Below are 12,036 nucleotides of genomic sequence, written 5' to 3'. Positions count from 1 at the left end.
GACTCCCCTCCCCCCGCGCGCGAAGCGCGTGGCGGGGAGGGGTCGGGGGTGGGGGGCTCTTTCTTGTCTTGTCGGGTGTCTCCGTCCGCGACGAATTCCACACCGCGGCCGCCTTCACGGTGGACTTGCGCTTGGGCGCCTTGCCGGCGGCGATCTCGTCGATCGAGCGGCCGGTCTCGACCGAGAGCGTCGCCTCCTCCAGGAGGTCCGGGTCGGAGGCAGTGCGGGCCGCCTCGTCCTCGCTCTTGATCAAGAGCCAGTTGTCGTGCTTTTCGCCCGCGCGCTTGTGCATGCGCACGAGATGCCAGTGGCCTTTGAGCTTCTCGCCGTCGAGCGTGAACTGCAGGTGACCCTTCTTCAGGCCGGCATGCGGATCGCCGTCCGGGATCCAGCGGCCGCGGTCCCACAGCATCACGGTGCCGCCGCCGTACTGGCCCTTCGGGATCGTGCCCTCGAAGCCGCCGTAGTCGAGCGGATGGTCCTCGACCTCGACGGCGAGGCGTTTTTCGCCCGGCACGAGGCTCGGACCGCGGGTGACGGCCCAGCTCTTGAGGACGCCGTCGAGCTCGAGGCGGAAATCGTAGTGCAGCCGCCGCGCCGCGTGCTTCTGCACGACGAAGCTCGCCCCCTTGGTCCGCGCCTTGCGGCCGCGCGGCTCCGGGGTGACGTCGAATTTCCGCTTCTGCCGATAGAGGTCGAGTGGCATCACCGGCTCCGACCGCCATGGGGCCTCACCCTCGGCGCGCCGCGCCGGACCTGCGCCGGGCCGCCAGCACCCGCCACGGTCGCGTCGAGGGGAAGGCGACCGGCCGGAACGCCATGGCAGGCAGCGGCGAGATGAGGCGCAGCACTCCGGCCGCCCGAACGGTACATGAACACGGATTCGGCGCCCGGGGCGGGGGCGTCGGCCACGAAATCCACCATAATGTTGCGAACCCGGTGCCGGGTTGTTTTACTAAGTGTATTGAGACGTATCCGCTGGACGGCCGGGACGACGTGGGGACGCCCCCATGACAGCGCCGGCAGTTCGGGGTAGGTTTTGCGGTTTGCACGTGCCGACATGTCGGTCCGGATTGCTCGAGCGAGGTCGATCTGTTTGCCAAGTGGTTGAGTGAGAACGCTGAATGCCGACGAGCGGTTCCGGTCGGGGCGATGACGCAATTGCGAACGCGCCCCCTGCCCGGCCGAGTTGTCGGACTGGCTCGTGTACGATAAGTCCTTGACTGGACGTGTTTGTTGATCCCTCGAGGGAGGTAGTGTCTTGCCCCAGCCGTCGCACCAGCCGTCGCAAACGCCGCTGCTCGACCGCGTCGTCCTTCCCGAGGATCTGCGCCGCCTCGAGACGACCGAGCTTCGCCAACTGGCGGACGAGCTTCGCGCCGAGACGATCGCGGCCGTCTCGCAGACCGGCGGCCATCTCGGCTCCAGCCTCGGCGTCGTCGAGCTGACGGTTGCGCTGCACTACGTGTTCGACACCCCGGCCGACCGGCTGATCTGGGACGTCGGCCACCAGGCCTACCCGCACAAGATCCTGACCGGCCGCCGCGACCGCATCCGCACGCTGCGCCAGGGTGGCGGCCTCTCCGGCTTCACCAAGCGGACCGAGAGCCCCTACGACCCGTTCGGCGCCGCCCACTCCTCGACCTCGATCTCGGCCGGCCTCGGCATGGCGGTCGCGCGCGACCTCGACAAGGCGAAGCACAATCACGTCGTCGCGGTGATCGGCGACGGCTCGATGTCGGCCGGCATGGCCTACGAGGCGCTCAACAACGCCGGCGGCATGGACTCCAACCTGATCGTGGTGCTGAACGACAACGACATGTCGATCGCCCCGCCGGTCGGCGCGCTGTCGGCCTATCTGGCGCGACTGATGTCGGGCAAGCCGTACCTGTCGCTGCGCGAGATCGGCAAGCAGCTCGCCCAGCACCTGCCGCGGCGCCTGCACGAGCAGGCGGTGCGGGCCGAAGAGTTCGCCCGCAACATGATCACCCACGGCGGCACGCTGTTCGAGGAGCTCGGCTTCTACTATGTCGGCCCGATCGACGGGCACAATCTCGACCACCTGCTGCCCGTGCTGAAGAACGTCCGCGACGCCAAGCGCAAGGGACCGATCCTGGTCCACTGCGTCACCCAGAAGGGCAAGGGCTACCCGCCGGCCGAGACCTCCGCCGACAAGTATCACGGCGTCGTCAAGTTCGACGTCGCGACGGGCACCCAGGTGAAGTCCAACGCCAAGGCCCCGTCCTACACCAAGGTGTTCGCCGAGGCGCTGGTGCAGGAGGCCCGCAAGGACTCCAAGGTCGTCGCCATCACGGCCGCGATGCCGTCCGGCACCGGGCTCGATCTGTTCGGCAAGCTCTTCCCGGAGCGCTGCTTCGACGTCGGCATCGCCGAGCAGCACGCCGTGACGTTCGCGGCCGGCCTCGCCACCGAGGGCTACAAGCCGTTCGTCGCCATCTACTCGACCTTCCTGCAGCGCGCCTATGATCAGGTCGTGCACGACGTCGCCCTGCAGAAGCTGCCGGTGCGCTTCGCGATGGACCGCGCCGGCCTGGTCGGCGCCGACGGGCCGACCCATGCGGGCTCGTTCGACATCGCCTATCTCGGCTGCATCCCCAACATGGTGCTGATGGCGGCCGCCGACGAGGCCGAGCTGGTCAACATGGTGGCGACCCAGGTCGCCTGCGAGGAGTTCCCGTCCGCGCTGCGCTATCCGCGCGGCGAGGGCAACGGCGTCGAGATGCCGCTCGAGGGCGCGCCGCTGCCGATCGGCAAGGGCCGGATCGTGCGCGAGGGCCACAAGGTGGCGCTGTTCTCCTACGGCACGCGGCTCGGGGAATGCCTGCAGGCGGCCGACGAGCTCGCCGCGCTCGGGCTGTCCACCACGGTCGCCGACGCGCGCTTCGCCAAGCCGCTCGACGTCGAGCTGCTCGCCCGGCTCGCCCGCGAGCACGAGGTGCTGATCACCATCGAGGAAGGTTCGATCGGCGGCTTCGGCAGCTTCTGCCTGCACGCGCTCGCCGAGCACGGCCTCCTGGATCGCGGCCTCAAGGTGCGGTCGATGGTGCTGCCGGACAGCTACATCGACCACGACACCCAGCCGGCCATGTACGGCGTCGCCGGCCTCGACCGGAAGGGCATCGTCACCAAGGTGTTCGAGGCGCTCGGCAAGGACGCCGCCAAGGAGATCGCCAAGCTCGCCTGAGCGGGGCGGACGGTCGTCAGAAGATGGCCGGGCCTATGCCCGGCCGTTTTCGTTTTCGCCCGTCACGGCCGGGCTTGACCCGGCCGTCCATCCGAAACAAGAAGCGTCGTCGCCTCGATGGATTCGCGGGTCGAGCCCGCGCATGACGAGCCTGTCGGTCCACGACCTGCTGTCCGACTGCGTTCGAGACACCGACCATGTCCCCTCGCCTGCGCGCCGATCGGCTGCTGGTCGATCGCGGCCTGTTCGAGAGCCGCGCCAAGGCCCAGGCCGCCATCGCGGCCGGCCTCGTCACGGCCGACGGCGTGCCGGTCGGCAAGCCCTCCGACATGCTCGCCACCGATGCCGTGATCGTAGCCGCGCCGGCGCATCCTTACGTGTCGCGCGGCGCCCTGAAGCTCGCGGCGGCGCTGGATGCCGGCGCGATCGACCCGACCGGCCGCGTCTGCCTCGACGTCGGCGCCTCGACGGGCGGCTTCACCGAGCTACTCCTCACCCGCGGCGCCGCGCGGGTTCATGCGGTCGATGTCGGCCGTGATCAGCTCCACCCGAAGCTGCGTGCCGATCCGCGGGTCGTCTCCCGCGAGGCGACCGATATCCGGGCATTGACGCCCGAAGCGTTCGACGCGGCGCCGAGCCTCGTCGTGATCGACGTCAGCTTCATTCCCCTCGCCCTGGTGCTGCCGGCCGCGCTCGCCCTCGCCGCGCCCGGCTGCGATCTCGTCGCTCTGATCAAGCCGCAGTTCGAGGCAGGCCGCGAGCACCTGAAGAAGGGCATCGTCCGCGATCCCGCCGTTCATGACGCGGTCTGCGAGAGCGCGACGGCGCTGGTGCGTTCGCTCGATTGCGAGGTCCGTGCCATGCTCCCCTCCCCGATCGCCGGCGGCGACGGCAATCGCGAGTTCCTGCTCGTCGCCCGCCGCGGCGCGCCGCCCGGAGATCCGACGTGACCGAGCATCTCACCATCACGTCGCTCGGCCGACGCGGCGACGGCGTCGTCGACGAACCCGCGTTCCCGGTCTACGTGCCCTATGCGCTGCCCGGCGAGACGGTCGCGGCCGAGCCGGTCCCGGGCCATCCGGACCGCCGCCGGCTGGTGCGGGTCGAGGTCGCGAGCCCCGACCGCGTCGCACCGATCTGCCCGCATTTCGGCGTGTGCGGCGGCTGCGCCACCCAACACCTCGCCCCGGCGCTCTACCGGACCTGGAAGCGCGAGCTGCTGGTCGAGGCGCTGCGCACCGCCGGAATCGAGGCGCCGGTCGGCGAGCTCGTCGACGCGCATGGCGACGGCCGCCGCCGCGTCACCCTGCACGCGCGGCGCGGCACCCGCGACATTCTCCAGGTCGGCTTCGCGGCGCAGCGCGCCCACGAGATCGTGCCGATCGATCGCTGCCCGGTGACGGCGCCCGGCCTGAAGGGCTTCGTCGAGGTCGCCTGGGCGATCGCCGAGGCGCTGGGGCCGCTGAAGAAGCCGCTCGACATCCAGGTGACGGCGACCGAGGACGGCCTCGACGTCGACGTGCGCGGCTCCGGCCCGCTGAACGCCGGCCGCACCGGCGCGCTTGCCGCGGTCGCCGACCGGCACCGGCTCGCTCGGCTCACGCGGCACGGCGAGATGGTGGCACAACGGGTGACGCCGACCATCCGAATCGGCCGCGCCGTGGTGGCGCTTCCGCCGGGGCCGTTCCTGCAGGCGACGGCCGAAGGCGAAGCGACGCTCGCCCGGCTGGTCGAGGCGCATGTCGGGGGCGCCAAGAGCGTCGTCGACCTGTTCGCAGGCCTGGGACCGTTCGCGCTGCGGCTCGCCGAGCGTGCGAAGGTGCGGGCCGTCGAGATCGACGCGCCGTCGGTCGCGGCCCTGTCGCGCGCCGCCCAGAACACGTCGGGCCTCAAGCCCGTGACGGCCGAGGCGCGCGATCTGTTCCGCCGGCCGCTCGTCGCGCAGGAGCTGCAGAAGATCGACGCCGTGGTGCTCGATCCGCCGCGCCAGGGCGCCGAGGCGCAGGTCCGCGCGCTCGCGGCGAGCCGCGTGCCCGTGGTCGTCGCGGTGTCGTGCAACAGCGCGACCTTCGCCCGCGACGCCGCGATCCTGATCGCCGGCGGCTACCGGCTGACCGACGTCACGCCGGTCGATCAGTTCAGGTATTCTTATCACGTCGAGATCGTCGCGAAGTTCGTGCGGTAGCTCGCGCTGTGAAGTGACGAGGCACCGCCTTCGTCATGGCCGGGCTCGTCCCGGCCATCCACGTTCTTCGACCCACGCGCTGAAAAGAAAGACGTGGATGCCCGGCACGAGGCCGGGCATGACGGCTCAGAGAGCCGGAGCGACCATCGCTAATTGAAATCCCGTCCCCAGCGCTGCTGCCACATGCGCTCGCCGATCGTGCAGGAGACGCGGGGGGCCGCCTTGGGCTCCGTGTCGGCGGCCGGGATCACGCGCGCCTGCGGCGTGCGGCCGGCGATCTCCAGCACCAGCTTGGTGCGGGTCGCCTCCTTGAACTGGGTGCGGTCGCGGATCGGGATCATAAAGGCCGACGGGCCGCCGATCACGCAATCCTCGTAGTAGATGTCGAGCGCCTCGAGATCCATGGTGGCGGCGTTCGGGCGCTTGAGCACCAACGGCAGCCCGTTGATGGTGATGCCCTTGGCGACCACCTCGTCGCGCACGTGATCGACCTGGGCGCCCTGGTTGTTGGCGCCGTCGCCGGAGACGTCGATGACGCGGCGGATGCCGCGCTGGCCACTGTCCTTGAACAGATCGGCGGAAAACAGCAGCGCCCCGGCGATCGAGGTGCGGTAGGCGCGGCGGTACGGCGCCTCGGCGATCGACGCCGCGAACGCCTCGGCGCTGCCTCGGCCGTCGACCACGCGCCACGGCACCAGCACCCGCTGGTCGGCCGAGCCCGCCCATTCGACATAGGTGACGGCGATCTTGCCGTGCATGCCCTGCTTGAGGGCGGCGAGGAACTCCGGCGAGGTCAGCGCCGCGACATAGCCCTCGCGCTGCAGCGCCTGCTCCTCGGGGTCCATCGAGTAGGAGATGTCGACGGCCAGCACCAGCTCGACGTCGACGGTGGAATCGGCCTGCGACTTCGGCAGATCGGCGAGCCGCACGGCCGGCGCGGCGACGAGACCCGGCCCGGCACCCGCAACGATCAGGGCCGCGAGCCCCGCCAGCACCGCTGCCGCAACCGCCGAGAATCCCGTCTGCATGCAAGTCTCCGCCGTGCCGAGAATCGCAATGCTCTCACGGACGGCGCTGAACCGGCGTTCACGATCGATTTATCGGAGATAATGTCAATTGATGGCGCCTGTCCCGGGCTCCGCGTGCCCCGGACAAGGCGCAGCAGGCCGAAGGCCTAATGCGCCGCCGAGCCGGGGCCCAGGGCGACGACGCCGGGCCGCTCGGCCAGCGCTCCGCCTGATCGCCCCTGGGTCCCGGTTCGCGGCGCGAACGCGCCGCGCCCGGGACACGAGGCGCGTGGCTTACGCCCCGATCGGCTCGGTGCCGGTGATCTCGATGCCGAAGCCGGCGAGGCCGACATACTTGTGCTCGGCCGAGGTGAGCAGCCGGATCGAGGTGACGCCGAGATCCTTCAGGATCTGCGCGCCGACGCCGATCTCGCGCCACTGCAGCGTGCGGGCCGCCTCGGAGTCGGTCGGCGCCTCGCCGGTCGCGGTCCCGTGACCATTCCCGTTCTTGGGCAGGTCGGCGGCCGGCACACCGACCGTGCCGTCACGCAGGAAGACGAGCACGCCCCGCCCCTCCTGCTTGAAGCGCCGCAGCGCCGCGTGGACGGTCGGGGCGCCTCCAAAAGTGTCGCGCAGCAGGTTGTGGCGATGCAGCCGGGTCGGCACGTTCCTGCCGTCGCCGATGTCGCCGACGACGAGCGCCATGTGGTGCACGGCCTCGAACGGCGTGACATAGGCATGGCCCTTGAGCGGGCCGATCTCGGTCTGCACCGTGAAGGTCGAGATGCGCTCGACCAGCTTGTCGCGCACCTGCCGGTAGGCGATCAGATCGGCGACAGAGATCGACACCAGCCCGTGCTTCTGCGCGAAGGCCGCGACCTCGGGGCCGCGCATGACGGTGCCGTCGTCGTTCATCAGCTCGGCCAGCACGCCGACCGGCGGCAGGCCGGCGAGCCGGCACATGTCGACGCAGGCCTCGGTGTGGCCGGAGCGCATGAGCACGCCGCCCTCGCGGGCGACCAGCGGAAACACGTGGCCGGGCCGCACGAAGTCGGACGCGACGGTGTTGTGGTTGGCGAGCGCCCGCACCGTGTTGGTGCGCTCCTCGGCCGAGATGCCGGTGACGAAGCCGCGCTTCACGTCGACCGAAACCGTGAACGCGGTGCCGAGCGGCGCGTCGTTCGACGCCACCATCGGATCGAGCCGCAGCCGCCGCGCCTCCTCGGCGGAGAGCGGCGCGCAGACGATGCCCGAGGTGTGGCGGATCACGAAGGCCATCTTCTCGGGCGTGCACATCGAGGCGGCGACGAACAGATCGCCCTCGTCCTCGCGGTCGTTGTCGTCGGTGACGATCACCAGCTCGCCCCGCGCGAAGGCGGCGACGGCCGCCTCCACGCGCCTGCTGTTCTCGTTGGTCATTCGCGGACTTTCGTATGAGCGGCGGGGATCTCTTCGGGAGCCCCGGCAGGGCGCGCGAACGGCCAGTCCGGCGGCGTGCCGACCTGCCCGCGCTGGCGCAGATAATGATCGGCCACCACGCACGCAACCATCGCCTCGGCGACCGGCACGGCCCGGATGCCGACGCAGGGGTCGTGGCGGCCCTTGGTGAGGATCTCGGTCTCCTCGCCGAAGCGGTTCACGGTCGCCCGCGGCGTGAGGATCGAGGAGGTCGGCTTGACGGCGAAGCGGCAGACCAGCGGCTGGCCCGTCGAGATGCCGCCGAGCACGCCGCCGGCGTGATTGGTGAGGAAGCGCGGCGCGCCGTCGTTGCCGAGGCGCATCTCGTCGGCGTTCTCCTCGCCGGTGAGGGCGGCGGACGCGAAGCCGGCGCCGATCTCGACGCCCTTCACGGCGTTGATGCCCATCAGCGCGGCGGCCAGATCCGCGTCGAGCTTGCCGTAGACCGGCGCACCGAGACCCGGCGTCACGCCCTCGGCGATCACTTCCACCACCGCGCCGACCGAGGAGCCGGCCTTGCGCACGTCGTCGAGGAAGTCGGCGAAGACGCGCGCCGCCTCGGCGTCCGGGCAGAAGAACGGGTTCTTGTCGACCTCGTCCCAGTCCCAGCGCGCGCGGTCGATGGTGTGGCGGCCGACCTGCACCAGCGCAGCCCGCACCGAGAGTCCCGGCACGACCTTTCGTGCGATCGCGCCGGCGGCGACCCGCGCCGCCGTCTCGCGGGCCGACGAACGGCCGCCGCCGCGATAATCGCGAATCCCGTATTTCACGTCGTAGGTGTAGTCGGCGTGACCGGGCCGGTAGGCGTCCTTGATCGCCCCGTAGTCCTTGCTGCGCTGGTCGGTGTTCTCGATCAGCAGCGCGATCGGCGTGCCGGTGGTCACCTGGGCACCGGTCTCCGGGTCCGTGAACACGCCGGACAGGATCTTCACCGCGTCGGGCTCGCGCCGCTGCGTGGTGAAGCGCGACTGACCGGGCCGGCGGCGATCGAGGAACGCCTGGATCTCGGCCGCCTCGATCGGGATCCGCGGCGGGCAGCCGTCGACCACGCAGCCGAGCGCCACCCCGTGGCTCTCGCCGAAGGTGGTGACCCGGAACAGATGGCCGAAGGAGTTGAACGACATTTTTCTAACGGGGGTCCTGCGCTGCCGGTCTGGTAGCGCGCCGGACCCGCCGGGGTCAAATCGCCCCGCGCGACGCGGACGGGGCGAGGCCGCGGACGGCGCCGCCGCTCGGCCGCGAGGCGCGGCGGCTCCGCTACTCCTTGACGACCGAGATGTCCGGGGCGTCCGGCCGCTTCATGCCGACGACGTGGTAGCCGGCGTCGACATGGTGGATCTCGCCGGTGACGCCGCGCGACATGTCGGACAGGAGATAGACGGAGGTGTCGCCCACCTCGTCGATCGTGACGGTGCGCTTGAGCGGCGAGTTGTACTCGTTCCACCGCAGGATGTAGCGGAAATCGCCGATCCCGGCGGCCGCCAGCGTCTTGATCGGGCCGGCCGAGACGGCGTTGACCCGGATCGCCTTGGCGCCGAGGTCGGCGGCGAGGTAGCGCACGGACGCCTCGAGGCCCGCCTTGGCGACGCCCATGACGTTGTAGTGCGGCATCCACTTCTCGGCGCCGTAATAAGTGAGGGTGAGCAGCGCGCCGCCGTTCGGCATCAGCTTCTCGGCCCGCTGGGCGATCGCCGTGAACGAGTAGCAGCTGATCAGCATCGTCTTGGTGAAGTTGTCGACCGAGGTGTCGACATAGCGGCCGTCGAGCTCGTCCTTGTCCGAGAAGGCGACGGCGTGGACGACGAAGTCGATGGTGCCCCACGCCTCGGCGGCGGCGGCGAAGACGGCGTCGATGGTCGCCGGCTCGGTGACGTCGCAATGGCCGAGCAGGCGCGCGCCGAGCTCGGCGGCGAGCGGCTCCACCCGCTTCTTGAGCACGTCGCCCTGGTAGGTGAAGCCGAGCTCCGCCCCCTGGGCCCGGGCCGCCTTGGCGATCCCCCACGCGATCGAACGATTGTTGGCAACGCCAAAAATGAGCCCGCGCTTGCCGCGCAGGAGCCCTGCAGTATCCGGCATGATGATCCTCTGAACCGCCGTGTCACGGCGCGGCCGCACCTATGGCACGCCGGGCCGGGGCGCGGCAAGGCGGGGGGATCGCCACGCGGCCCGCCATTGGTCGGATCGGGGAGGCCGGCTCGGCCTCCCGCCACGCGGCCGTGGCGCGCGGACCGCCCCCGTCACGCTCCGCGAAACCAGGTCTAACTCTCTACGGTGGAAACGTTTTCACCGGGCCGAGCGCGTCGGTCCGCGACGGCACCGGCGCGATCCGGACATCCACAGGCCGCGATCGGGGATCTCCAAAAAGCATCCTGGATAAAGGCGCGCCGCACCAACGCGCCGTCGTCCGGACACCCTTTGCCCCCGCTCACTCCATGTCGCGGCGGGGGTCGTAGGGCTTGGCGTCGCGCCAGTGGCGCATCAGCTCGTCGAGCTCGATGTCGTGCTCCTTGGGGAGCACGATGCGGACGCCGACCAGGAGATCGCCGGTGGCGCCCTTGGCGGGCAGGCCCTTGCCCTTGAGCCGGAAGGTGCGGCCGCTCGACGTGCCGGGCGGGATGTTCAGCTCGACGGCACCGTCGAGCGTGGGCACCCGCACCTTGCCGCCCAGCACCGCCTCGTAGAGCGTCACCGGCAGGTCGAGGCGCAGATTGGCGCCGTCCCGCTCGAACAGCGGATGCGGCGCGATGGTCACGGTGACGAGCGCGTCGCCGACCGCGCCAGGACCGGGAAGCCCCTGCCCCTTCAGCCGGATCTGCTGGCCGTCGGCGAGGCCGGCCGGGATCTTGACCTCGACCTCCTTGCCGGTCGGCAGGTGGACGCGCCGCGTGCCGCCCTTGGCAGCCTCGGCGAGCGTGATGGTGACGGCGGCCTCGACGTCGCGGCCGGCCGGCTGGTGCATGTCCTCGGCCTCGAACGGCATCCCGCCGAAGCCGGTGCGGCGGCCGCCCTGGCCGGCCGCGGCGGCGCCGAACACGTCCTTGAGGATGTCCTCGAAGCCGCCGCCGAAGCCGCGCGCCCCGGTGCCCCCGCCGGCCCGGCGGAAGCCCTCCGGCCCGAACGAGAAGTTCTCGAAATGGGCACCGCCCGGGCTGCCGGCCGCGCCGGCGCCGGGATGCGCCCCGAAGCCCTCGAACCCGTGGAAGCGGGGCTTGCCCTCGGCGTCGATCTCGCCGCGGTCGAACGCCTTGCGCTTCTTCTCGTCGCCGATGATCTCGTAGGCCTGGTTGATCTCGGCGAAGCGCTTGGCGCTTTTCGGATCGTCCTGGTTGGCGTCGGGGTGCAGCTTCTTGGCGAGCTTGCGGAACGCGCTCTTGATCGCGGCCGCGTCCGCGGTCCGCGGCACCCCGAGGACCTCGTAGGGGTTGCGCATGCTCTGAAAACTCCGAAACGCAGGTCGGGCGATTCACCCGTTCGCGGGTAAATGTGGGGGGAATCGTCCGTTTTCGCAACGCGAGGCGGACGCCTCCACGGCGGTTCGGCGCGAAGATTCCGGCGCCGATCGACGGGATGGATAACGGCGCGGGGCCGGGGCGGGCGCCGCCCGGCTCAGGCTCGCTTCCAAGGCTTCAGCCGCTTGACCTCCCAGCGCCCGGGGCCGGACCGACAGGCGCCGCCCTCCAGCCAGGTCTCGGCGCCGTCGCGGACATGGCTCGCCAGGAAGTCGCGGCAGGTCCGCCCGTCCTCCTTGTAGGCCGAGGTGATCGGCGTGACGGTGCCGCGCGCGCCGGTCGTCGGATTCTCCCAGGACGAGCTCGTGGTGGTGCCGCTCTTGCCGAGCGCCTCGGCGATCGCCGTGCGGGCGAGCGCGAGGTCGGCCTCGCCGGGCAGCGCCGCCTCGGCCGGCGCCACCGTGGATCCGACATGGCCTCCGGTCGCGGCCCGGGCCCCGAGGGCGCCGGTGGCAGCGAGCGAGGAGTCCTCGTCTTTCCCGCCGAGCGACCCCAATTGATAGGCGCAGCCGCCGCCGAGCAGCCCGGTCAGCAGCACGACGGCGACCCCGACGGCCCATACGCCACGCCGGTGGCGGCCACCACCACGGCGGCGTAGGCGACCGCGGCCGCCGGGCCTATAAGGCCCGGACCCGACCGCGAGAGCCGGCTGATCGATTGCCAAGAGGTGCT

The 12,036-nt window shown here is 71.0% G+C and carries 10 protein-coding genes; 3 read left to right on the top strand and 7 right to left on the bottom strand.

Features of this window, described 5'->3' with window-relative positions; all coding sequences use genetic code 11:
* Window positions 1-706: DNA polymerase ligase N-terminal domain-containing protein (locus tag CCR97_RS17240; RefSeq protein WP_274611534.1), on the bottom strand; the 706-nt coding region annotated here is incomplete at its 3' end.
* Window positions 707-1,261: 555 nt separating this feature from the next.
* Between CCR97_RS17240 and dxs the strand changes: the two genes are divergently transcribed.
* From dxs to CCR97_RS17225, 3 genes are all read left to right on the top strand, one after another.
* Entirely contained in the window at window positions 1,262-3,205 is a 1,944-nt protein-coding gene (gene dxs, locus CCR97_RS17235; protein ID WP_111357467.1) for a 1-deoxy-D-xylulose-5-phosphate synthase, read from the top strand.
* A 197-nt stretch (window positions 3,206-3,402) separates the two neighbouring features.
* Window positions 3,403-4,155 carry a TlyA family RNA methyltransferase gene (locus CCR97_RS17230; protein WP_111357468.1) on the top strand — a complete coding sequence of 251 codons (753 nt, stop codon included), beginning with the start codon at window positions 3,403-3,405 and terminating at the stop codon, window positions 4,153-4,155.
* The gene (locus tag CCR97_RS17225; protein ID WP_111357469.1) at window positions 4,152-5,390 is read left to right on the top strand and encodes a class I SAM-dependent RNA methyltransferase; all 1,239 of its coding nucleotides are present in this window, start codon (window positions 4,152-4,154) and stop codon (window positions 5,388-5,390) included. Before CCR97_RS17230 ends, CCR97_RS17225 begins: the two co-directional genes overlap by 4 nt.
* Before the next feature lie 149 nt (window positions 5,391-5,539).
* Here the strand turns inward: CCR97_RS17225 and CCR97_RS17220 are convergent, their stop codons facing one another.
* From CCR97_RS17220 to CCR97_RS17195, 6 genes are all read right to left on the bottom strand, one after another.
* Window positions 5,540-6,418: a DUF1194 domain-containing protein gene (locus CCR97_RS17220; protein WP_111357470.1), complete on the bottom strand. Its 879-nt coding sequence runs from the start codon at window positions 6,416-6,418 to the stop codon at window positions 5,540-5,542.
* Between the two features lie 273 nt (window positions 6,419-6,691).
* Window positions 6,692-7,816 carry a 3,4-dihydroxy-2-butanone-4-phosphate synthase gene (gene ribB / locus CCR97_RS17215; protein WP_111357471.1) on the bottom strand — a complete coding sequence of 375 codons (1,125 nt, stop codon included), beginning with the start codon at window positions 7,814-7,816 and terminating at the stop codon, window positions 6,692-6,694.
* The gene (gene aroC, locus CCR97_RS17210; protein WP_111357472.1) at window positions 7,813-8,979 is read right to left on the bottom strand and encodes a chorismate synthase; all 1,167 of its coding nucleotides are present in this window, start codon (window positions 8,977-8,979) and stop codon (window positions 7,813-7,815) included. Before aroC ends, ribB begins: the two co-directional genes overlap by 4 nt.
* A 133-nt stretch (window positions 8,980-9,112) precedes the next feature.
* On the bottom strand, window positions 9,113-9,931 hold the full coding sequence (gene fabI / locus CCR97_RS17205; protein WP_111357473.1) for an enoyl-ACP reductase FabI: 819 nt from the start codon (window positions 9,929-9,931) through the stop codon (window positions 9,113-9,115).
* Between the two features lie 349 nt (window positions 9,932-10,280).
* Window positions 10,281-11,285, bottom strand: coding sequence for a DnaJ C-terminal domain-containing protein (locus CCR97_RS17200; protein WP_111357474.1), 1,005 nt, complete (start codon window positions 11,283-11,285; stop codon window positions 10,281-10,283).
* 176 nt (window positions 11,286-11,461) lie between these two features.
* Window positions 11,462-12,028, bottom strand: a complete 567-nt coding sequence (locus CCR97_RS17195; RefSeq protein ID WP_244670511.1) for an RT0821/Lpp0805 family surface protein — start codon at window positions 12,026-12,028, stop codon at window positions 11,462-11,464.
* Window positions 12,029-12,036 lie beyond the last annotated feature (8 nt).

The organism is Rhodoplanes elegans, from assembly GCF_016653355.1.
GTDB lineage: Bacteria > Pseudomonadota > Alphaproteobacteria > Rhizobiales > Xanthobacteraceae > Rhodoplanes > Rhodoplanes elegans.
This window is presented reverse-complemented; position numbering and strand designations above follow the sequence as displayed.